Origin of the sequence: Burkholderia lata, from assembly GCF_902499335.1 — a bacterium.
Taxonomy (GTDB): domain Bacteria; phylum Pseudomonadota; class Gammaproteobacteria; order Burkholderiales; family Burkholderiaceae; genus Burkholderia; species Burkholderia lata_B.
Map to the genome: position 1 here is coordinate 317199 of NZ_CABVQK010000007.1, position 22159 is coordinate 339357.

At 67.3% G+C, this 22159-nt stretch carries 19 protein-coding genes; 11 read left to right on the forward strand and 8 right to left on the reverse strand.

Annotated elements, in window-relative coordinates:
• The first annotated feature begins 684 nt into the window (after nt 1–684).
• The 5 genes from BCO18175_RS19520 to BCO18175_RS19540 all read left to right on the forward strand — a co-directional run bounded on the left by BCO18175_RS19520 (nt 685) and on the right by BCO18175_RS19540 (nt 7378).
• Nucleotides 685–1146: a (2Fe-2S)-binding protein gene (locus BCO18175_RS19520; RefSeq protein ID WP_034186692.1), complete on the forward strand. Its 462-nt coding sequence runs from the start codon at nt 685–687 to the stop codon at nt 1144–1146.
• On the forward strand, nt 1143–3467 hold the full coding sequence (locus BCO18175_RS19525; RefSeq protein WP_174983276.1) for a xanthine dehydrogenase family protein molybdopterin-binding subunit: 2325 nt from the start codon (nt 1143–1145) through the stop codon (nt 3465–3467). The genes BCO18175_RS19520 and BCO18175_RS19525 overlap by 4 nt, the downstream gene beginning before the upstream one ends.
• 72 nt (nt 3468–3539) lie before the next feature.
• Complete coding sequence (locus BCO18175_RS19530; protein ID WP_174983278.1) at nt 3540–4307, forward strand: class II aldolase/adducin family protein; 768 nt, start codon at nt 3540–3542, stop codon at nt 4305–4307.
• A 112-nt stretch (nt 4308–4419) separates the two neighbouring features.
• Nucleotides 4420–6249, forward strand: coding sequence for an acyl-CoA dehydrogenase (locus BCO18175_RS19535; protein WP_174983279.1), 1830 nt, complete (start codon nt 4420–4422; stop codon nt 6247–6249).
• Between the two features lie 148 nt (nt 6250–6397).
• Nucleotides 6398–7378 (forward strand): NADPH:quinone oxidoreductase family protein, encoded by a 981-nt coding sequence (locus tag BCO18175_RS19540; protein ID WP_174983281.1) that lies wholly within the window; start codon nt 6398–6400, stop codon nt 7376–7378.
• A 70-nt stretch (nt 7379–7448) separates the two neighbouring features.
• On the opposite strand, the gene BCO18175_RS19545 is transcribed toward BCO18175_RS19540, so the two are convergent.
• Nucleotides 7449–8093, reverse strand: a complete 645-nt coding sequence (locus BCO18175_RS19545; protein WP_174983283.1) for an SGNH/GDSL hydrolase family protein — start codon at nt 8091–8093, stop codon at nt 7449–7451.
• A 22-nt stretch (nt 8094–8115) separates the two neighbouring features.
• Nucleotides 8116–8652, reverse strand: a complete 537-nt coding sequence (locus tag BCO18175_RS19550; protein WP_174917760.1) for a PadR family transcriptional regulator — start codon at nt 8650–8652, stop codon at nt 8116–8118.
• Between the two features lie 149 nt (nt 8653–8801).
• Between BCO18175_RS19550 and BCO18175_RS19555 the strand changes: the two genes are divergently transcribed.
• Nucleotides 8802–10826 (forward strand): FAD-dependent oxidoreductase, encoded by a 2025-nt coding sequence (locus tag BCO18175_RS19555; protein WP_174983284.1) that lies wholly within the window; start codon nt 8802–8804, stop codon nt 10824–10826.
• Nucleotides 10827–10876: 50 nt separating this feature from the next.
• Complete coding sequence (locus tag BCO18175_RS19560; protein WP_174983286.1) at nt 10877–11317, forward strand: nuclear transport factor 2 family protein; 441 nt, start codon at nt 10877–10879, stop codon at nt 11315–11317.
• Between the two features lie 34 nt (nt 11318–11351).
• Here BCO18175_RS19560 and BCO18175_RS19565 read toward each other — a convergent pair whose 3' ends face one another.
• Nucleotides 11352–12785 (reverse strand): PLP-dependent aminotransferase family protein, encoded by a 1434-nt coding sequence (locus BCO18175_RS19565; RefSeq protein WP_174983288.1) that lies wholly within the window; start codon nt 12783–12785, stop codon nt 11352–11354.
• 20 nt (nt 12786–12805) lie between these two features.
• Between BCO18175_RS19565 and BCO18175_RS19570 the strand changes: the two genes are divergently transcribed.
• Both BCO18175_RS19570 and BCO18175_RS19575 read left to right on the forward strand, forming a co-directional pair.
• Nucleotides 12806–14113 carry a pyridoxal phosphate-dependent aminotransferase gene (locus BCO18175_RS19570; RefSeq protein WP_254608130.1) on the forward strand — a complete coding sequence of 436 codons (1308 nt, stop codon included), beginning with the start codon at nt 12806–12808 and terminating at the stop codon, nt 14111–14113.
• 56 nt (nt 14114–14169) lie between these two features.
• Nucleotides 14170–14901, forward strand: coding sequence for a transporter substrate-binding domain-containing protein (locus tag BCO18175_RS19575; RefSeq protein WP_174983289.1), 732 nt, complete (start codon nt 14170–14172; stop codon nt 14899–14901).
• Nucleotides 14902–14949: 48 nt separating this feature from the next.
• On the opposite strand, the gene BCO18175_RS19580 is transcribed toward BCO18175_RS19575, so the two are convergent.
• The 5 genes from BCO18175_RS19580 to BCO18175_RS19600 are packed head-to-tail and all read right to left on the reverse strand — an operon-like array spanning nt 14950 to nt 20004.
• On the reverse strand, nt 14950–16026 hold the full coding sequence (locus BCO18175_RS19580) for an alpha/beta hydrolase family protein (RefSeq protein WP_174983291.1): 1077 nt from the start codon (nt 16024–16026) through the stop codon (nt 14950–14952).
• A 13-nt stretch (nt 16027–16039) separates the two neighbouring features.
• Entirely contained in the window at nt 16040–17698 is a 1659-nt protein-coding gene (gene mhpA, locus BCO18175_RS19585) for a bifunctional 3-(3-hydroxy-phenyl)propionate/3-hydroxycinnamic acid hydroxylase MhpA (protein WP_174983293.1), read from the reverse strand.
• Between the two features lie 50 nt (nt 17699–17748).
• On the reverse strand, nt 17749–18816 hold the full coding sequence (locus BCO18175_RS19590; RefSeq protein WP_174983295.1) for a maleylacetate reductase: 1068 nt from the start codon (nt 18814–18816) through the stop codon (nt 17749–17751).
• A 7-nt stretch (nt 18817–18823) separates the two neighbouring features.
• Nucleotides 18824–19126, reverse strand: a complete 303-nt coding sequence (locus tag BCO18175_RS19595) for a Dabb family protein (RefSeq protein WP_174983297.1) — start codon at nt 19124–19126, stop codon at nt 18824–18826.
• On the reverse strand, nt 19123–20004 hold the full coding sequence (locus BCO18175_RS19600; RefSeq protein ID WP_174983299.1) for an intradiol ring-cleavage dioxygenase: 882 nt from the start codon (nt 20002–20004) through the stop codon (nt 19123–19125). Before BCO18175_RS19600 ends, BCO18175_RS19595 begins: the two co-directional genes overlap by 4 nt.
• 118 nt (nt 20005–20122) lie before the next feature.
• Here BCO18175_RS19600 and BCO18175_RS19605 point away from each other — a divergent pair, with 118 nt between their 5' ends.
• Entirely contained in the window at nt 20123–21046 is a 924-nt protein-coding gene (locus BCO18175_RS19605; protein WP_174917766.1) for a LysR family transcriptional regulator, read from the forward strand.
• A 162-nt stretch (nt 21047–21208) separates the two neighbouring features.
• Nucleotides 21209–22117, forward strand: a complete 909-nt coding sequence (locus BCO18175_RS19610; protein ID WP_174983301.1) for a SphA family protein — start codon at nt 21209–21211, stop codon at nt 22115–22117.
• The last annotated feature ends 42 nt before the right edge of the window (nt 22118–22159 follow it).

The window sequence follows — 22159 nt, forward strand, 5'->3', positions numbered from 1 at the left end:
AACCGCAAGAAGGTTGTAGCGGACGTAGTCCGGATGTAACGAAGCACTGCCACTAACCGGCAGCACCTTGATTCGCGGGACGCTCCGTCCGGACGTGTCGCTCGAATCGCTTGGGCACGCACAACGTCCTCCGCGGATGGAGCGGCTGCCTCGCGTCGCCATCGCGCCGCTCGCCGGGACCGGCTCGTCAGTTGGTTCCGTCCGCATGACGCTCGTCATGCGTCGTCGATTCCCGTTCGACATTTCCCCCGGTTTGCCACGTCCGTACCGACACGTGCCTACGGCGCAAAACTGCCGCACATCAGTTAGAGTTGGAGCCCGGGCCATTCTGCATACGATTCTGGCTCCCCGGCGCGATGTCGATGCCGCCGGGGCCGAACCTGGCACGCAGGTGCCGCGATCCGGGGCGCCGTTTCTGGCAGTCCCGACATGGTCGCGTTGCCTGAGTGACGGTTTGCATGGGGCAGAATCCGGGCTGGCGCGTGTCCGCTATCCATCCGTATCGCATACCCGATAGCCATCCTCAGCCAGCCGCACCAATAACAACGCATCGACCGCCGGTTCTGCCGGCGGAGCAGTCCACAAGACGGCACCGGGCCGGCGCGGCAGAACGCACCCGCTACCGTTCGAATCCCCACCCGGCACCCGTGGTGCGATGCGGGCGCCTCGACCAGGAGGTGAACGATGATCACGCTGACCGTCAACGGTAGCGAGCAGCACTTCGACGGCAATCCCGACATGCCGTTGCTCTGGTATCTGCGCGATGTCCTCGGCCACACCGGCACCAAGTTCGGCTGCGGCATGGCGCTGTGTGGCGCGTGCACCGTGCACCTCGACGGCGTCGCGATCCGGTCGTGCATCACCCCGGTCGCGGCCGCTTCCGGTAAGCGCGTGACGACGATCGAGGGACTGTCGACCGACCTGACCCATCCGCTGCAGCAGGCCTGGCAGGAACTGAACGTCGCGCAGTGCGGCTACTGCCAGTCCGGGCAGATCATGCAGGCCGCGTCGCTGCTGAAGACGAATCCGCATCCGACCGACGCCGACATCGACGATGCGATGTCCGGCAACATCTGCCGCTGCGGCACCTACACGCGCATTCGCGCGGCGATCCGCCTGGCCGTGCGCCGCGGAGGTGCCGCATGAGCGCGCCCGAGCTCTCCGTCCAGAACGAAAGCCGCCGCGCGCTGCTGCTCGGCTTCGCATCCGGCGGGCTGCTGCTCGCGTTCGGCGTGCCGTCGCTCGTGCGCGCGGCCGTGCCGGTGCAGCCGCCCGTCAGCGCGAATCCGCAGTATGGCGGCGCGGGGATGCCGCACGGGTTGCGCGACGATCCGCACCTGTTCGTCGCAATCGCGCCGGATGGCACCGTCACTGTGACCTGCATCCGTTCCGAGATGGGGCAGGGCGTGCGCACGAGCGTCGCGCTCGTGGTGGCGGATGAGCTGGGCGCGGACTGGGCGCGCGTGAAGGTTGCGCAGGCCGTTGGCGACGAGCCGCGCTACGGCAACCAGAACACCGACGGGTCGCGCAGCCTGCGCCAGAGCTTTGCCGCGTTGCGCCGCGCGGGCGCGGCCGCGCGCACGATGCTCGAACAGGCCGCCGCCGCGGCGTGGGGCGTCGATGCGCGTCAGGTCAAGGCGACGGTGCACGAGGTCGTCGACACGAAAAGCGGGCGCAAGCTCGGGTTCGGCGAACTGGCGGCGAAAGCCGCTACGCTGCCGGCGCCGGATCCCGCAACGGTGGCGCTGAAAGCGCCGGCCGAATTCCGCTATATCGGCAAGGGCGAAACGGCGCTGATCGACGGACGCGACATCGTCGGCGGCCGCGCGCATTACGGAATCGACACGCGGCTCGACGGGATGCTGTATGCGGTCGTCGCGCGCCCGCCGGCCTACGGGGACACGGTCGCGTCGTTCGACGCATCGACCGCGGAGAAACTGCCGGGCGTCGTCAAGGTCGTGCAGCTCGCGTCAGCACCGCTGCCGTCCGGTTTCCAGCCGCTGGGCGGCGTGGCCGTCGTCGCGCGCGATACGTGGACAGCGATCCAGGCACGCGCGCAACTGAAGATCGACTGGAAGCGCGGGTCCAATGCGAACTACGACTCGGCTGCGTATCGCAAGACGCTCGAGGCGGCTGCCGCGCAACCGGGCGACGTGATCCGCCAAGACGGCGATGCGGCGGCGGCGCTGGCCGGTGCCGCGAAACGCGTGCGGGCGACGTACTACATTCCGCATCTCGCGCACGCGACGATGGAGCCGCCCGCAGCCGTCGCGCGCGTGGCGGACGGTCGCTGCGAAGTGTGGACCTGCACGCAGGCGCCGCAGACTACACGCGACGAGGTCGCGAAGGCGCTTGGCTTGCCGGCGGAGCGCGTGACGGTCAACGTGACGCTGCTCGGCGGTGGTTTCGGCCGCAAGTCGAAGCCGGACTACGTGGTGGAGGCGGCGCTGCTGTCGAAGGCGGTCGGCGCGCCCGTCAAGCTGACGTTCACGCGCGAGGACGACATCGCGCACGACTATTTCCACGCGGTGTCGCTCGAAGCGTTCGACGGCGGAATCGATGCGTCGGGGAAAGTGGTCGCGTGGCAGCATCGCACGGTCGCGCCGTCGATCCAGTCGACGTTCAGGGCCGGTGTCGTGCATGAGCAGCCGGGCGAACTCGCGCAGGGGATCGCCGACCTGCCGTTCGCGATTCCGAACGTGCGGATCGAGAATCCGGCCGCGCAAGCGCATACGCGGATCGGCTGGTTCCGCTCGGTCTACAACATCCCGCATGCGTTCGGCATCCAGAGCTTCGTGTCGGAGCTGGCGCACGCGGCCGGTCGCGACCCGAAGGATTTCCTGCTCGAACTGATCGGGCCCGCGCGGCGGTTCGAGCCGCACATCACGGTGAAGAACGTGAACTACGGCGAGGATCCGGCGCTGTATCCGGTCGATACCGGGCGGCTGCGGCGCGTGGTCGAGACGGTTGCGCGCGAAGCCGGCTGGGGGCGCAAGCTGCCGAAGTGGCACGGGCTCGGAATCGCCGCGCATCGCAGCTTCGTGTCGTACACGGCGGCGGTGTGCGAGGTACAGGTCGATGCCGACGGCAAGATCACGGTGCCGCGAGTCGATATCGCGATCGACTGCGGGCCGCAGGTCAATCCGGAGCGCGTGCGTTCGCAGCTCGAGGGCGCGGTGGTGATGGGGCTCGGCATCGCGCTGCACGGCGAGATCACGTTCAAGGACGGCCATCCGGAGCAGAGCAACTTCAACGGCTTCCAGGTGCTGAGAATGAACGAAGCGCCGCGCGAAATCCGCGTGCATCTCGTTGCGCCGGACGATTTTGCGACGCCGCTCGGCGGCGTGGGCGAGCCGGGCCTGCCGCCCGTCGCGCCGGCACTGACCAACGCGATCTTCGCGGCGACCGGCACGCGCATCCGCAGCCTGCCGGTTGCCGATCAGCTCGCGAAGCCGCACGCCGGTTGACGCACAATATCCCCCACGCCGGGCCGCATCATGCGGCCCGGTACATATCGACCCCTGAGCAAGGAGCGTGACGTGACCTCATCCGAAGTCAGTGTGAAGCAGTCGGTTTCCCCCGCCGAATGGGAAGCGCGAGTCAATCTCGCGGCGGCCTATCGCCTCACCGCGCTGTTCGGCTGGGACGATCTCGTGTTCACCCATATTTCCGCGCGCGTGCCCGGCCCGGAGCATCATTTCCTGATCAACCCGTACGGGATGATGTTTGACGAGATCACGGCATCGTCGCTGGTGAAGGTGGATCTCGACGGACGCAAGGTGTCCGAATCGCCGTACGAGATCAATCCGGCCGGCTTCACGATCCACAGCGCGGTGCATGCGGCACGCGACGACGCACTGTGCGTGATGCATACGCATTCGATCAACGGTGTCGCCGTATCGGCGCAGGAAGGGGGCTTGCTGCCGCTGTCGCAGCAGTCGCTCGGCGTGCTGGCGTCGCTCGGCTATCACGACTACGAGGGCATTGCGCTCAACGAGGGCGAGAAGGCGCGCCTCGTGCGCGACCTCGGCGCCAACACGAACCTGATGCTGCGCAACCACGGCCTGCTGACCGTCGGCGCGACGCCGGCAGACGCGTTCGTCGCGATGTACTTCTTCGAAGCGGCCTGCATGATCCAGGTCCGCGCGCAGGCCGGCGGCTCGGCGCTGCTGCCGATCGCGCAACCGATTCTCGACGGCATCAAGCAGCAGATCGCCGCGGTGACGCGCGGGATGGGCGCCGGCGCGCTCGTCTGGCCCGGTTTGCTGCGCCGGCTCGATCGGCGCAATCCCGGTTACGCGGACTAGCTAGCGTATCCGTCGTTGTCGTTTGCGAACGACCGTGCTAAATTCCTGCCAGCACGCGCAGTCACGGAACCCTTTATTCGGCTGACGAAGCCGGCACCTGGGAGGCAGCACGATGAGCTTGTTGATGTCGCGACGCGATCTCGCGTTCCTGCTGTATGACTGGCTCGACGCGGAAGCGCTCGTCGCGCTGCCGCGTTACGCCGAGCACAGTCGCGAGACGTTCGACGCGGTGCTCGACACCAGCGAGCGGATTGCGGAAGACCTGTTCGCGCCGCATGCGGCGCGTGGCGATCGCGAGGAGCCGCAGTTCGACGGCGAGCGCGTGACGCTGATCCCGGAAGTCGAACCGGCCGTGCGCGCCTTCGCGGACGCCGGGCTGATCGCTGCGGGCCACGACGAAGCGCTCGGCGGCATGCGCTTGCCGAAGCTGGTCGAAGCCGCGTCGTTCCTGTTCTTCCAGGCCGCGAACATCGCAACGGCCGCCTATCCGTTCCTGACCGTCGCCAACGCGAACCTGCTCGTCGCGCACGGCAGCCCCGCGCAGATCGACGCGTTCGTTCGCCCGGAACTGGAAGGGCGCTACCTCGGCACCATGTGCCTGTCCGAGCCGCAAGCCGGTTCGTCACTGTCGGACATCGTGACGCGTGCGGATTTCGAGGGCGACTCGCCGCTTGGCCCGCGCTACCGGCTAACCGGCAACAAGATGTGGATCTCGGGCGGCGAACACGAGCTGACGGAGAACATCGTCCACCTGGTGCTCGCGAAGATTCCCGACGAACACGGCCGGTTGCTGCCCGGCACGCGCGGCATCTCGCTGTTCATCGTGCCGAAGTACTTGCAAGGCAACGACGGCACGGTGCAGGGCGAGCACAACGACGTGGTGCTCGCCGGGCTGAACCACAAGATGGGCTACCGCGGCACCACCAACTGCCTGCTGAACTTCGGCGAAGGCACGCGCTACCGCCCGGAAGGGCGGGCAGGCGCGATCGGCTATCTGGTGGGCCAGCCGAACCACGGCCTCGCATACATGTTCCACATGATGAACGAGGCGCGCATCGGTGTCGGCGCGGGCGCGGTGGCGCTCGGCTACACGGGTTACCTGCACGCGCTCGATTACGCGCGGAACCGGCCGCAAGGGCGCCCGCTCGGGCCGGCCGGCAAGGATGCCGCCGCACCGCAGGCGCCGATCGTCGCGCATCCGGACGTGCGGCGCATGCTGCTCGCACAGAAGGCCTATGTTGAAGGCGGTCTCGCGCTGATCCTGTACTGCGCGAAGCGGGTCGACGAAGCGCGCGCGAACGACGACGCGGAGGTGCGCGCCGATGCCGCGCGCCTGCTCGACATCCTGACGCCGATCGCGAAAAGCTGGCCGTCGCAGTGGTGTCTCGCTGCGAACGACCTCGCGATCCAGGTGCACGGCGGCTATGGCTATACGCGCGATTACGCGGTCGAGCGGCTCTATCGCGACAATCGGCTCAATCCGATTCATGAAGGCACGCACGGGATTCAGGCGCTCGACCTGCTGGGCCGCAAGGTCGCACAGGACGATGGCGCATCGCTGCGCGCACTGGACGCACGAATCGGCTCGACCGTTGAACGTGCGCGGACGCTCGATGCCGGCCTGCGCGAGCACGCCGATGCGCTGGCGCAGCGCTGGGCGCGGCTGGTCGAGGTCACACGGCAACTCGGCGCGATCGGCGATACGCAGGCGCGGCTCGCGAACGCGAGCGTCTATCTGGAAGCGTTCGGCCATCTCGTTGTTGCGTGGCTGTGGCTCGACGTGACGCTAGCCGCGCACGGGAAAGCTGATGATTTCCACGACGGCAAGCGTGCGGCGGCCCGCTATTTTTTCAACTGGGAATTGCCGAAAGTGGATGCGCAGCTCGATCTGCTCGCGAGCGTCGACACGACGACGCTCGACATGCGCGACGCGTGGTTCTGATCATTGCTTCACCGACATTCCGGAACGCAGACGATGCCGCGGAGGCCGATGCCGTCGGCTGTTGCGTATTCGTCGTGAACCGGCCGTGCGGGCGTGCCCCGCAGGATGACTCGATGCGCGGCCACGCCGCACAAGGAGAGAGACGAACATGAAAGCACTGTTGTGTACCGCATTCGGCCCGATCGACAGTTTGCGCATCGAGGACGTGGCGATTCCCGAACCGGCCGCGGGCCAGGTCCGGGTTCAGGTGAAGGCCGCGTCGCTCAATTTCCCCGACGCGCTGATCGTCCAGGGGTTGTACCAGGTGAAGCCGGCACTGCCGTTTTCGCCGGGCGCGGAATTTGCCGGCGTGATCGACGCGGTGGGCGAGGGCGTGACCGCGTGGCGGCCGGGCGATTCGGTGGTCGCGTTTACCGGGCACGGCGGGTTCGCGCAGCAGTGCGTGGCCGACGTGCACCAGATTGCCGCGCTGCCGCCGGGCATGACATTCGAGCAGGGCGCGGCGCTCGTGCTCGCGTACGGCACGTCGCTGCACGCATTGCAGCAGCGTGCGCGGCTGCAACAGGGCGAGACGTTGCTCGTGCTGGGCGCGGCGGGCGGCGTCGGGCTCGCCGCGATCGAGATCGCGAAGGCGCTCGGCGCGCGCGTGATCGCGGCGGCATCGAGTGCGGACAAGCTGGCACTGTGTCGCGAAGCGGGCGCCGACGAGACGATCGACTATGCGACCGAAGACCTGCGCCGCCGTGTGGACGAATTGACGGGCGGGCGCGGTGCGGACGTCGTCTACGATCCGGTGGGCGGCGCGTACAGCGAGGCGGCGCTGCGCGCGACCGCGTGGCATGGCCGGTTCCTCGTGGTCGGTTTCGCGGCCGGAGAGATCCCGAAGATCGCGCTGAACCTGGCGCTGCTCAAGGAGCGCGACATTCTCGGCGTGTTCTGGGGCGATGCGGTGCGCCGCGATCCGAAGCAGCATGTCGCGAACATGCGCCTGCTTGCCGAATGGTTCGCGGCCGGCAAGGTGCGACCCGCGATCACCGAGCGCGTGTCGCTCGCCGGCGCGGCCGATGCGATCGCGCGGATGGCGAACCGGCAGGTGAAGGGGAAGGTGGTGATCCTGCCGGACGCCTGAGCGGCTTTCCGTGCGTGGCGCGCCGCGTTCCGGCATACGCCGCGCGGCTGCGCTTCGGCGCTCGGGCGCGTTACGCGATCTGCTGCAGAAGGGCCGCGACCCGCTGCCCGAGCGCGCGATGCTGATCGGCCGCGAAGTGGACGCCGTCCACCGGGCTCACCTCGATGATCGCGCCGGCATCGAGAAAATGCGCACCAGCATCGCCTGCCACCTGTTCGTACCGCTTCGCGAGCTGCCGCGACTTCGCTGCGCCGCCCGCGAAGATCTCGCCGAGGAAGCCGACCTCGACGATCGGGGCAGGCGCCATCAGCACGAGCTTCGGTGACGCACCGGAGGGGCCGCCGCGGCATGCAGCGATCTCGGCAAGCAGCACGCCGACCGAGGTCGCGATGTCGGCGGGTGTGACCGAGAAGCGGGTCTTCAGATCGTTCGTCCCGAGCATCAGCACGACGAAATCGACGGGCAAGTGACTTTCGATGCACGCGCGCAGATACGACAAACCGTTCTTGTGCCGGCCTTCGATCGGATCGTCGTGCACGGTCGTGCGCGCGGGCAACCCTTCCTCGATGACCCGCCAGCTCGCGCCGAGCGTTTGCGCCAGCACGCCGGTCCAGCGTTCTTCGTGTGCAAACCGTTCCAGTACGCCGGCACGCGTCATCGGGCGTGTGCCATGCGTGTTCGAATCGCCGTAGCAGAGCACGGTTTTCTGCGTCATCGTCATTTCCTCCGTCAGTCGTTCAGTCTTTCGGCAAGCGCAGCACGTCGAGCGCCTGCTGCGAATATTCGACCCAGAACCGCTCGTTCGCGATGCCGGCCTGCAGTACCAGGTGCTGAAGGCGCTTCGTGCGCGAATCGACGTCTTCCGAAAAATCGCGCGCCTCGATCTGCAGATACAGGTCGAGCTTCTCCTGGTGCAGCGCGATGCGCCGCCTGATTTCGTCCTCGAGGCCGGCCGGACCGAGCACCGCTTCCGCGCGCAGGCGCACCATCAACGCTTCGCGCAGCGGCGTCGGATCTTCCTGTTCGGCGATCCAGCGCCGCAACTCCTTCTTGCCGGCCGGCAGGATCCGGTACGCGCGCTTGCGGCCGCGCCCCGATTCGGCCGGCAGCGATTCGATCCAGCCCGTTTCCTCGAGACGCCCCAGCTCGCGATAGATCTGCTGATGCGTCGCCTGCCAGAAATAGCCGATCGAGCGATCGAAGCGGTCGGCGAGCTCGGAGCCCGAACCGGGGCGTTCGGCGAGCGCGGTGAGGAGTGCGTGGGGCAGGGACATGTCGGATCGAGGAGGCCGCGGAATGAACCGCATCTTGCCATATCGGGGCCGCAGTACAAGATGAGGGATGCGTTTATGCAACGGGTTGCATAAACGAAAGTGGTGGACTAATATCTGCGCAACTTGTTGCATAAAAATGGAGACTTCCCATGACATCGCGTTATCCGCATCTGACGACCCCGCTCGAGCTCGGCTTCACGTCGCTCAGGAACCGTGTGCTGATGGGGTCGATGCACGTGGGCCTCGAGGAAGCGCCGAACGGCTTCGAGCGGATGGCGGCGTTCTATGCGGAGCGTGCGCGAGGCGAGGCCGGCCTGATCGTCACCGGCGGATTCGCACCGAACGAGCGCGGCCGTCCGGCGCCGGGCGGTGCGATGCTGACGACCGAAGCGGAAGCCGAGCGTCATCGTGTCGTGACGCGTGCGGTGCACGCGGAGGGCGGCAAGATCGCGCTGCAGATCCTGCATTTCGGGCGCTACGCGTATCATCCGGCGCTCGCTGCGCCGAGCGCACTGAAAGCGCCGATCAACCCGTTCACGCCGCATGCGCTGAGCGGCGATGAGGTCGACGAGACGATCGCCGATTTCGTGCGATGCGCGGCGCTCGCGCAGCATGCGGGCTACGACGGGGTCGAGATCATGGGGTCGGAGGGCTACCTGATCAACGAATTCATCGCCGCGCGCACGAACCATCGCGACGACGCATGGGGCGGCGCTTACGAGAACCGCATCCGTTTCCCGGTCGAGATCGTGCGGCGCGTGCGCGAGCAGGTCGGCACGAACTTCATCGTGATCTACCGGCTGTCGATGCTCGATCTCGTCGAAGGCGGCTCGACGCTCGACGAGGTGATCCGGCTCGCGCAGGCGATCGAGGCGGCCGGTGCGACGATCATCAATACGGGCATCGGCTGGCACGAGGCGCGCATTCCGACCATCGCGACGAAGGTGCCGCGTGCCGCGTATGCATGGGTCACGCGGCAGTTGATGGGCAAGGTCGGCATCCCGCTCGTCGCGACCAACCGGATCAATACGCCGGAAGTCGCCGAGCAACTGCTCGCCGACGGCTATTGCGACATGGTGTCGATGGCGCGGCCGTTCCTCGCCGATGCCGAGTTCGTCCGCAAGGCGCGGGAAGGGCGTGCGGACGAAATTAACACGTGCATCGGCTGCAACCAGGCGTGCCTCGACCATACGTTCAGCGGCAGGATCACGTCGTGTCTCGTGAATCCGCGCGCGTGCCATGAAACCGAGCTCGTGATTCGCCCCGCGCAGCAGCGCAAGCGGATCGCCGTGGTCGGCGCCGGGCCGGCGGGCCTCGGCTTCGCGGTCACGGCCGCCGAGCGCGGTCATGCGGTGACGCTGTACGAAGCCGGCGCCGAGATCGGCGGCCAGTTCAACATCGCGAAGAAGGTGCCCGGCAAGGAAGAATTCAACGAGACGCTGCGCTATTTCCGCCGGCAGATCGAACTGCGCGGTGTGACGCTCCACCTCAATACGCGTGCGAGCGCCGAGATGCTGCTGCAAGGCGAATTCGACGAAGTCGTGATCGCGACGGGCATCGTGCCGCGCACGCCGCCGATCGACGGCGTCGCGCATGCGAAGACGCTCGGTTATCTCGACGTATTGCGCGACGACAAGGCCGTGGGCCGCAGCGTTGCGATCGTCGGCGCCGGCGGCATCGGTTTCGACGTCGCGGAATATCTCGTTCATCGCGCGGGCTGCGAGCATGTCGACTCAGACCGCTTCTTCGCCGAGTGGGGCGTCGACCCGTCATATGCGAATGCTGGCGGCCTGCGCCATGCGCGGCCGGAGCCGGCGGCGCGGCAAATCCAGCTGCTGCAGCGCAAGGCGTCGAAGGTCGGCGACGGGCTCGGCAAGACCACCGGATGGATCCATCGCACGGGGCTCAAGGCGCGCGGCGTCGGGATGTCGTCGTCGGTGACCTACCGGCGTATCGACGACGACGGCTTCCACGTGACGATCGACGGTGTCGAACAGACGCTGCCGGTGGACAACGTCGTGATCTGCGCGGGGCAGGAGCCGTTGCGCGAACTGGCGGAGCAACTGGAGGCCGCCGGGCGCAAGGTGCACGTGATCGGTGGCGCGTACGAGGCCGCCGAACTCGATGCGAAGCGCGCGATTCACCAGGGCACGACGCTTGCCGCCACCCTTTGAGCTTTGAGACCGATTCGTTTCTTTTCCGCCCGACGATACAGGAGTCTTCGATGACGAACGCACCGCTGCATCTTCAACCCGCTGTCGCGCAATCGCTCGATAAGTGGCATGCGATGATCGAGCGCAAGGATTTTGGCGCACTGGAATCGATCGTCCATCCGGACGCCGTGTTCCGTTCGCCGATGGCGTTCAACCCCTACGGGCCCGCGCCCGCGCTGTTGCTGGCGTTGCGCACGGTGATTACGATCCTCGAGAAGTTCACCTATTACCGCCAGTTCGTCACCGACGATGGCAAGAGCGTGGTGCTGGAATTCAGCGCGGCCGTCGGCGACAAGGCGCTAAAGGGGATCGACATGATTCGCTTCGACGACGAAGGGCGGATCGTCGAATTCGAGGTCATGATCCGGCCGTTCAATGCGCTGCAGGCGCTCGGCGCGGAAATGGGCGCGCGGCTCGCGCAGCAGTTGCCCGCGTTCAAGATCGGCGGCTGAGCACGGCGATCGTGGGGCGGTGGTCGCTGCGCACTCAGCGCGCGAGTTGTGCCCGCGCGAGCTGGCCCAGGCACCGGACGCCGTCCTCGATGTTCTTGTTCCACACGTGTCCTGCGCTCAGGCGCAGGCAATGGCGAAAGCGCCGGCTGGCGGAAAAGATGTCGCCCGGCGCGAAGCAGACGCCCTGTTCGAGCGCGGCATCGAACAGCGCGCGTGAATCGAATCGCTTCGGCAGTTCGAGCCAGAGCACGAAACCGCCGGCTGGCCGGCTCACTTTCGTGTCGGCCGGAAAGCTGGCCTCGATCGTGCGCGCCATCCGCGCCAGGTTGTCCTCGAACACGCGCCGGATGCGGCGCAAATGCGCATCGTATGCACCGCTTGCGAGGAAGTCGGCCAGTGCGACCTGCAGCAACACGGGGCCGCACAGGCTGAGCGCAAGCTTGCGTTCCATCACCTGCTGAGTGCGCGCACCCGCCGCGATCCAGCCGATCCGGTATCCCGGGGCGAGGCTCTTCGAGAACGAACTGCAGTAGATCGTGTCGGCACCGCTGCCGAGTGCGCTGAACGGCCTCGGCCGATCCCGACCGAAATGGATGTCGCCGTAGACGTCGTCTTCGATCAGCGGCACCCGATGGCGCGCGAGCAGCGCAAGCAGCGCCCGTTTGTCATTCTCGGTCATCGCGCAGCCGAGCGGATTGCCGAAGCTCGACGACAGCACGCACGCAGCGATCGATTCCGATTCGAGACGCCGCTCGAGCATGCCGACGTCGACGCCGCGCAGCGGGTCGGTCGGCAACTCCAGCGCCTTCAGTCCCAGTGCCTCCAGCGTGTGAAGCAGACCGAAGTAGGTCGGCGATTCCACCGCGATCGTATCGCCGCGCGTTGCCACGGCATTCAGCGCGAGCGTCAACGCCTCGGTGCAGCCGTTCGTGACGAGGATGTCGTCGGCGGACAGCGGGTGCCCGAAGCGCATGGCCCGCCGCGCGATTTCGCGGCGCAGAGCAGGCTCGCCGTAGGGCGCGCAATAGACGTTGTAGCGCGTGCCGTGCTGGCGGGCCGCACGCGCGAGGGCAAGGTCGAGCCGCTTCGATTGCAGCAGCGCCGGATCGGGCACCGCACATCCGAGCGGCACGAGCGCCGAGTTGGCAGCATGTTCGAGCATCGCGGCGACCGCGCCACTGATCGACACTGTCGATGCTTTTGCGCGCGAGCGCGATGCGCTCGGCAATGCAAGCGTGCCGCCGCGAGCGGCCGCGACATAGAAGCCCGACTGCGGTCGCGAGACGAGCACGCCGCGATCTTCCAGCTGACGGTATGCCTGCAGCGCGGTGGAGACGCTGATGCGCTGCTGCTCGCTGATGGTACGTACGGACGGCAGCCGGGTGCCCGGCGCCAGCGTACCGTTCTCGATCATGCCGACGATGAGGTCGGCCAGTTGCCTGTAGCGGAATGACGTCTGCGTTTCCATGGGGCACCAGCGGCAGGGGAGTGCCCGATTATCGACCGTACGACACGATCTCGCCACGCATAATTGTGTCGGTCCGTTCGATGGAAAATTGTGGCTGTTATGGTTTTTGTGCGAGCGCTACGATGGCGCTGTTCCGATCCATCGATCGGCCCAAGCGAGGCTTGCCCATGCACACGACACACGCGCATTCCGGCGAGTGGCGCGGACGGTTTCCGTACAACGAAATCATCTCGCTGCTCGATGTCAACCGGACCTTCAACCTGGCGGAGAGTACGTCGCAGGACCTGACGGTCGGCGAGCTGCTGGATCTGGCCGGCGTCGAAGCGGTCCGTCACCTGAAACTCGGCTACAGCCAGTCGGCAGGTGCTGCCGTGCTGCGCGATGCGATTGCCGACACCTGCGATGTGCCGGCCGAGCAGATCGTGACGACGCAAGGCACCGCGCTCGGGTTGTTTCTGCTGGCCTATGAAGTGTGCCGGCCCGGCGACGAGGCCGTGCTCGCGACGCCGTGCTTTCCGCCGAGCCGCGACTGTCTGGTCGGCGCCGGCGCAACGGTGCGTGAAGTGCGGCTGTCGTTCGAAAACGGCTACCGGCTGGACCTCGCGCAGTTCGACGCGAGCCTGTCGTCGAAGACGCGGCTGGTCAGCATCGCGTCCCCGCAGAATCCGGGCGGCGTGCAGGCATCGCGCGCCGAGATCGATGCATTGCTGGCGTTGATGGCGCAACGGTGCCCGGACGCGATACTGTTCATCGACGAGACCTATCGTGAAGCGACCTATGGCGATGCCGCCGTGGCAGCCAGTTTCGCGGGTGCCGATCCACGCATCGTCACGGGCTCGTCGGTGTCGAAAGCGCTGGGTGCACCCGGGCTGCGGACAGGGTGGCTCACGGTCGCCGACGCGGGGCTTCGGGCGCGCCTGCTCGTCGCGAAGCTGAATACCGTCATCTCGGGCTCGGTGCTCGACGAGACGCTGGCGGCGACCGTGCTGCGCCATCGCGAGCACGTGCTTGCGCCCCGGCGCCGGCTGCTGGCGGGCGCGCTCGATATCGTGTCGGGCTGGTGCGGACGTGAGCGTGAACGGGTCGAGTGGGTGCGGCCAGACGCGGGCGCACTGTGCTGCGTGCGGTTGCGTCAGGATGCTTTCGACGATCAGGCCGTGTCGCGCTTCTGGCAGAAGTTGCCGGATCACGACGTGCAGCTCGCATCAGGCACGTGGTTCGGCGAAAGCAGCCGCGTTTTCAGGCTCGGGTTCGGTTATCTTCCGCTGGAGCGACTGCCGCCTGCATTGATGGCGCTGTCCCGGGCGATGGATGCAGCGGTTGCATGAATCGGGTGCCCGGCGTCTGGGCGCGACGAACATCATTGAACGTCAGGAGTGACACCATGAAGGTGAGGATTGCGTACATCGAGGAGCCGCCGTTCTACTGGACGTCAGAAGACGGTACCGTGACCGGCGCGGATATCGAGGTGGCCGAGGTGGTGCTGCGCGCGATCGGCGTGACGGAAATCGAATATCACCCGACGTCGTTCGAGGCGCTGCTGCCGGGCGTACAGGCCGGGCGCTGGGACATGAACGTGCCGATCTTCGTGACGGCCGAACGCGCGCGGCACGTGACGTTCAGCGTTCCGGTATGGGCGATCGGCGACGGATTCGTGCTGCAGGCCGGCAATCCGATGCAGTTGACGAGCTATGCGGCCATCGCGGCTCGCAGCGACGCGCGGCTGGCGTGCGTGACCGACCAGGTGCAGATCGATTCGGCCAAGGCGGCCGGTGTGCGCGACGGCCAGATCGTCATTTTCAAGGATCAGCCCGACGCAGTGGCTGCGTTGCTTGCAGGGCAGGTCGACGCGTTCGCGAGCACCGCGATCGGCGCCCGCGCGGTCGCTGACACGGACGAGAGGCTGGAGGCCGTCTCGCATGAGCGGGGTGCGGGTGTGGCCGCGCCCGTTGGCGGATTTTCGTTCAGCCGGAACAGCGATGCGCTCGTGCAGGCCGTGAACGCGAAGCTGCGCGCGTATCTCGGCTCGGCCGATCATCGCGAGCGGATGGCGAAGTACGGCTTCACGCGCGCGGAAATCGACGGCGTGGTGGAGAACGGCGGCGCGAAGTCGTAATGCCGCACGCGGTGTCGACCATCCGCACGGTCGACACCGCGTGCGTGATCATGCAGCCGCAGCCTGCGCGAAGCGCTCGACGAACCAGTCGCAGACGAACGCGGTTCGCTCGGACGCGTGGTTGTAGATCGTGTGCTCGCCATCCGGCCAGACCCTGAGCGTCGCATCGCCGGACGTCGCCGCATCGAGAAACGGCTGCTGGTCGTCGAGCCGGATCAGCGGGTCTTCGCCGCCGTGCAGCACCAGCAGCGGACACGCGATGCGGTCGCGTTCGGACGAGAAGCTCATCCGCGCGAAGTTCGCCGCGACCGCATCGGGATCGTCGTTGCCGAGCATGGCCGCAGCCTGTTCGACGAACGTGCGGAACGGCAGCAGCGTCGGCGCCGCGAGTGCGCCGTTCACGCAGCAGGCGGCGATCCGTCGGTCGCTCGCAGCGGTCGAAGCGGCCCACAACCCGCCGATGCTGTTTCCCCAGATGCCGATCGGCCCGGGCGCGCGGTCGGCGACAGCATCGACGAAGCGCCGGTACGCGGCACTCATGTCGACGTCGACGAAGATCAGTTGTTCGAGCCGCGTCTCGCCCTGGCCCGGCCCTTCGGCGAGCAGCGTGGCGAGGCCGCGCGCCGCGAGCGCGCGCGCGATCGGCCAGTACGCGAAGCCCCAGCCGCTCTGGCCGCCGAAGAGTATGACGGTGCCGCGTACGCGTTCGGCCGGCGGCCGGACCAGCCAGCCGATCAGGCGCGCATCGCCGAACGGCACTTCGACGCGTTCGATGCGCTTGTCGGACCAGCGCGCGAGGCCGTGCGACGCGTCGACGAGCCGCGCATAGAGCGCGCGCTTGCGCGGCACGTCGTGGTTGAACGCCATCTGCGCGAACAGCAGGTTCGCGATGGCCATCGCCTGCGCGTCGGCGGCCGTGACCAGGTGGCCGGCGTCCGCCGCCTGCGCGGCGCGCGAGAGTTGCGCGTCGGCCAGCGCTTCGGCGGCGACGTCCCACGGTTCGCCTGCGGAGGTGCGCGCGTGCAGCGCCATTGCATCGGCATAGTCCATCCCGCAGTCGAGCAAGCGCGTGACAGGCATCGCGCGTTGCAGGGACAGCGCGAACGGTGACAGTTCGGTCGTCATGCGTGTGTCTCCTTCACGATGCGTGGGTGACGGCCGCCGAAGCCGCGGGCGGCTCGGTCGACGCGGCGGACCAGTGCAGTTTGTCGCGGAGGGCATCGACGAGCGTGCCGAGGTCGCGCAGATCGGCGACCGACCCGAACACGATGAAGTCGGGCCGCGCGATATACGCGCCGATCCCGTGCGCATGCATGAACGCCTGTTGCTCGCCGTCGAGATCGACCACGGCATCCGGTGCGCTCACGTCGTCGGACAGCACGGCCACGTGACAGCCGAGCCGAGCGAGGAACGCACGCTGCGCGTCGTCGAGGTAGCGGGAAGGGTGTTCGCGCGCAACGAGCTGGAATCCCCGGCCGACCACGTCGTCGAAACGGCCCTCGGCTGCGCCACGGCGAACGCGTCCCTGCGGCGCGGGCGTGCCGGTCGCGGGCAGGCGCGTGCCGTCGGCTTCGTCGTGCACGATGCCGTGATCGATCTTCGGGAACGGCGGCATCGGCGGCATGTTGCCCGAGCGGAACGCCGCGTCGCGCTCGGCGACCTTGCGCGGATCGTCCTCGTTGACGACCTGCCCGAGAAACAGCGACATTTGCGTGATCGCGGTCACGTGCGGGCGACGCTCCGCTTCAAACGTGTCGAGCAGGTCGGCGGATGCGCGCCCGGTCAGCACCAGGTCGAGCTTCCACGCGAGGTTGATGCCGTCGCGCATGCCGGAGCACGCACCTTGTCCCATGTACGGCATCATCGTGTGTGCCGCATCGCCCGCGAGCAGCACGCGGCCGGCGCGCCAGCGCTCGGCCATGCGCGTCTCGAACGTGTAGACGACGTGGCGCAGCAGCTTCAGGTCGTCCGGGCCGTAGCCGTAGTGGTCGTTGAGCCACTTCCATCCGGCTTCTTCCGTTTCCCATTCGGCGGTCGATTCGTCCGGCAGCACGCGCAGCTCGAAACGCGTGCGCTTCGTGCCGATCGGCATGTGCATGTACGCGCGCGCCGGATCGCAGTAGATCGTCGTGCGCGCGCAGCCTTCGCCGAGATCGCGCTTGTTCTCCGAATCGAGATTGAGCCAGCGCTCGTTGTAGCCGAAATCGGATCGTTCGATGCCGAGCGTGCGGCGGACGAAGCTGTTCGCGCCGTCGGCGCCGATCACGTAGCGGGCGCGAATGGCGCGCGGTTTGCCGGTCCATTGCGCGTCCTGGCTGCCGCGTGACGGATGCGCGGTCAGCGTCACGCCGTCGTCGTCCTGCAGCAGCGTGTCGACTTCCCAGCCGCGCAGGATCGTCACGTTCTTGAAGGTACTGGCGCGCGCGTCGATCGCGTCCTCGATGTCGGGCTGGTAGATCGAGATGTGCGCGGGATAGCCGCATGCGCGGCCGGTCCAGTTCAGTTCGAGCAGCAGGTCGCCGTTCGCATCGCGGTAGTGGTAGGTATCGACGGCCTTCGCGTGGCGCAGCGCGTGATCGACGTCGGCGCTGGCCTGCACGATGCGCGCGGTTTCGCCGTCGATATGCGTGAGGCGCGGCAGGCCGTAGGGCGTCGGCCAGCGTTCGAGGACGATCACGCGATGGCCGGCCCGGCCCAGCATCGATGCGGCGACGAGGCCGGTCGGGCCGTAGCCGACGATGGCGACGTCACAGTGTTCGACGGTGCTGTCGCCGTGCGCGCTCGATTCGGTATTCATGCGGGGTGTCTCCATGACGGTGTCGTTTGTTGGTGTGTCGTGTATTCGGATCAGCGCGCGGTCGAGCCGGGCAGGTTGCCGTCGAAGGCGTCCTGCAGCAGCGCGCGCAGGCCGTCGCGTTCGATCGGGCGCGGGTTCCAGTACGGATTGGCGGCCGCGAGATCGGCTGCGCGATCGAGGTCGGCTTCCTGCATGCCGATCGCCTTCAACGAAACCGGCGCGCCGTTGTCGAGCGCCAGGGCGTAGAGGCCGCGCACGGCGTCGTTCGTGCCGATCGCGCGGGCGATCCGCTGCATCGCGTCCGGCGCGTGCGCGGCGTTGTACGCGAGCGCATGCGGAAGCACGACCGTGTGGGTCGGCGCGTGCGGCAGGTTGAAGCTGCCGCCGAGCGTGTGACAGAGCTTGTGGTGCAGCGCCATGCCGACGTTGCCGAGTACCATCCCGCATAGCCACGCGCCATAGAGCGCGTCGCTGCGTGCGCCGAGATCGGCGGGGTTGCGCCGTACGCCGGGCAGGCCGCGTGCCAGCGCGCGAATGCCTTCTTCGGCAACGAGGCTCATCACCGGATTCGCGTTGTTCGCGTAGAGGCCCTCTGCCGCGTGCGCGATCGCATTGAGGCCGCTCGTCACGGACAGCTCGACGGGGAGCGTGACGGTGAGCGCGGGATCGTAGATCACCGTCTTCGGCAATACGCGCGCATCGGAGCCCGTGCGCTTGATGCCGCCTTCGGTCAGGCCGTAGATCGGCGTCATTTCGCTGCCGGCGTACGTCGTCGGTATCGCGAGGATCGGCAGGCTGCTTTCGAGCGCGATCGCCTTGCCGAGGCCGATCGTCGAGCCGCCGCCGATCGCGATCGCGCAATCCGCGTCGCACGACCTGGCGAACGCCTGCGCATCGCGGGCGATCTCGATCGGCACGTGCATCGTCGCGCGATCGTAGAGTCCGGCCGCGCGCGCACCGAGCCGCTCGACGATGCGTTGCGCGAGATCGCGCTGCTCCGGCGTGCAGAGCACGATCGCGCGTTGGGCGCCCAGTTCCAGCACTTCGCGTTCGAGATGCTCGAGGCTGCCCGCGCCGAAGATCACGCGTGCGGGGCGTGCCTGGTAGATGAAGTTCATGGCGTCGTTACTCCGTTGCGTAGTCGACCTGATGGCGCGAAATGCGCAGGCCCGTCAGTGCGTCGCGTACGCGAGCGTGTTCAGGATGCGTTGCATATCCGTCGAGTGCTTCGCGCGACTCGAATTCCGCAACGAGAATCAGGTCGCATGCGTAATCGGCCGCGCTGAAATCCGCGCCGACCTCGAGGTGCGTCATGCCCGGAATCCGGCCGCGCAGGCTTTCGAAGGCGGTCTTGACGGTGGTGCGTGCGATCGCGCGCTCGGGTTCGGTCGCGCCTGCGACGTTCCACATCACGACGTGGCGGATCATGCGGCGCGCTCCGCGGGATTGAGCACGAAGTCGTAATCGAGCGTGTAGAACGGCGTGTCCATGCGCGATCCGTCCGGCGCGATACCGGGCGCGTGCCGGACCCAGTCGGCGACGAGGGTCGACCGTACGCCGAACACCGCATCGGAGTCGAGATAGCGGTCGCCGTCGCGGAACACGTGCGTGATCAGCGTTTCGTAGCCGCGCGCCTCGATCATGAAGTGCAGGTGCGCGGGGCGCCACGGATGACGGCCGAGCGCGTCGAGCATCGCGCCGACGGGGCCGTCGTGCGGAATCGGATACGGCTCGGCAAGGATCGAGCGGAACGCGTAGCGGCCGTCGGCGCCGGTGCGCAGCCGGCCGCGCGCGCGGTGCGTGACCGAGCCGTCGTCGGCCGGTAGCTGCACGTCGTAGTGGCCGTCCTCGTCGGCTTGCCAGACTTCCAGCGATGCGTGCGCGATCGGCATGCCGTCGATGCCGCGCACGTGGCCCGACACGAAGCAGGGCTCGCCGCATGCGCCGTTCGCGATGTCGTCGAACATCCCGAAGTCGTGGCTGCCTTCGACGTAGAACGGGCCGAATACGGTCGCCTCCGTGCAGCCGGCCGGCTTCGCATGGTTCTGCGCGGTGACGAGGGTCGACAGCCCGAGCACGTCGGACAGCAGGATGAATTCCTGGCGCTTGTCGTCGGTGATGTGGCCGACGGCGGTCAGGAAGCCGATCGCGGTTTGCCATTCGGCCTCGGTGAGCCGGGTCTCCCGCGCAAACGAATGCAGGTGCTGGACGAGACTGGTCATGACCGTGCGCAACCGCTCGTCGCGACAGCCGGCGAGCGACGCGATCACGGCCTGCGTGATGGTGTCTTCGTTGAGATTGCGCATTGGGGTTGTCTCCTGATGTCGTTGGACGGCGCGTTGACGTAACATTAATTCCTCCTTGGATCGTAAAAAAGATGGTTTGGAGGAGTTTTGTTCTCCGCCAGGTGGAAGAATCGGACGCATGGACAAGTGGACGCAGATCGAATTTTTCGTGCAGGTCGCCGAGCTGGGCAGCCTGTCGAAGGCCGCCGAGCGGCTCGGGATGTCGAGCGCGGCGGCGAGCCGCTGCCTGAACGCGCTGGAGGAACGGCTGGGGGCGCGGCTCGTCGAGCGCACCACGCGGCGCCTGTGGCTGACCGACGCCGGGCACGAGTACCACCGGCGCTGCGTCGCGATCCTGATGGAGCTGTCGGAGGCCGACGCGGCGGTCAACGAAGCGAGCGTCAATCCGGCCGGCACGTTGCGCGTGACCGCGTCGGTATCGTTCGCGTCGATCTATATCGCACCCGCATTGCCGGAGTTTCACCGGCGCTACCCGAACCTGAACGTGCAGATCATCGCGGCGAACCGCTACCCGGATTTCATCGAGGCCGGCATCGACGTGGCGATCCGCACGCGCGAACATGAAGCGGATTCGGGCATCACCGTGCGCAAGCTCGCCGAGACGCGGCGCGTGCTGGCCGCGTCGCCCGGGTATCTGGCGAAGCACGGCGCACCGGCGACGCCCGATGCGCTGTGCGACCACCGGCTGCTGGTCTACAACCTCGCGAACGATCCGTACGTCCTGCACTTCCGCCACGGTGCGAAGAAGCAGTCGGTCACGATCAAGAGCGTGCTCGATGCGAACGAAGGGCAGGTGATCCGCGCCGCGGCGCTTGCCGGGCTCGGCATCCTGATCCAGCCGCTCTACATCATCCACGACGATATCGTCGCGGGGAAGCTGGTGCCGGTGCTCACCGACTGGCAACTGCCGGCACTCACCGTCAACATCGCATACCAGAGCCGCCGCCACCAGCCGGCGAAGATCCGCGTGTTCACCGAATTCCTGATCGAGCGGTTCGAACGCCTCGGGCTCGCGCGCAAATGGAAGGAGGTGGGCCGCTGAACGCAGGCCGGTGCTGCGCCGTCGCGCATTTCTCCGTGTGACGGAGAACTGTTCTCCCGAACGTCGTCTTTTTCGCCGCTGTCGTGCGCTTTACATTGCGTCTCCCCGGGCCTGCGATGCCCGGCTCGCGATTACACGAAAACAATCCGGTCTGGAGACGACATGAATTTCGCAATGCGACGGGTGCCGTTGGCACTCCTGATCGCCGGGGCCATTCAGGTTCCGGCGTCGGCCACGGAGAACGGGCAGATCAGCTATCCGTTCGGCGTCAATACGGTGCTGAACGGGATGCTTCCGCCGCCCGGCAACACGCAGTACTTCAACTACGCGCTGTACTCGGCGTCGAACCGGTTTGCCGGGCCGGATGGCGGCAGCGCGGTGCCGGGGTTCCATCTGAGCGTGGTCGCGGAAACACCGCGCGTGGTCCACACCTGGGGCGCGACCTTCGGGCCGTTTTCGCTGTCGAGCAGCGCGATCGTACCGATCGTGCACCTGCATCTGTCGACGCCGGGCGGTACCGGAAACCGCACGTCGCTCGGCGACGTGATCCTCGAGCCGCTCATGATCAACTACGCGAACGCATCGAAGACCTTCTTCGCGTTCTTCTCGCCGTCGTTCGCGGTGCCGACCGGCGCGTATGCGGTGAACCGGATCGCGAACACGGGGCTGAACACGTATGCGTTCCTGCCGTACGTCAGCACGACCTGGTTTCCGGGCCGCGATTGGGAGATCTCGACGACCACGCTGCTGGAGCTGAATTCGCCGAACCATGCGACGCGATACCACTCGGGTGCGGTCGCCGTGCTCGACTACCTGGTCGGCTATTCGATTGACCGGCGCGTGCAACTCGGCGTGCAGGGCACGTTCCTGAAGCAGTTCACCGACGATACGCAGGACGGCATCCAGGTCGCGTCGGACGGCTTTCGCGGGCAGTCGGTCGCGATCGGCCCGCAACTGCGTTACATGTGGGGGCCGGCGTCGGGCGTGGTCGTGAAATACCAGCACGAGTTCGCGGTGCGCAACCGGCCGCAGGGCGACAAGCTCTGGGTGCAGTTCAGTTTCCCGTTGTAGACGCGGCGTACGGCCCCGGCCGCGCACCCCGGCCGGGGCAAC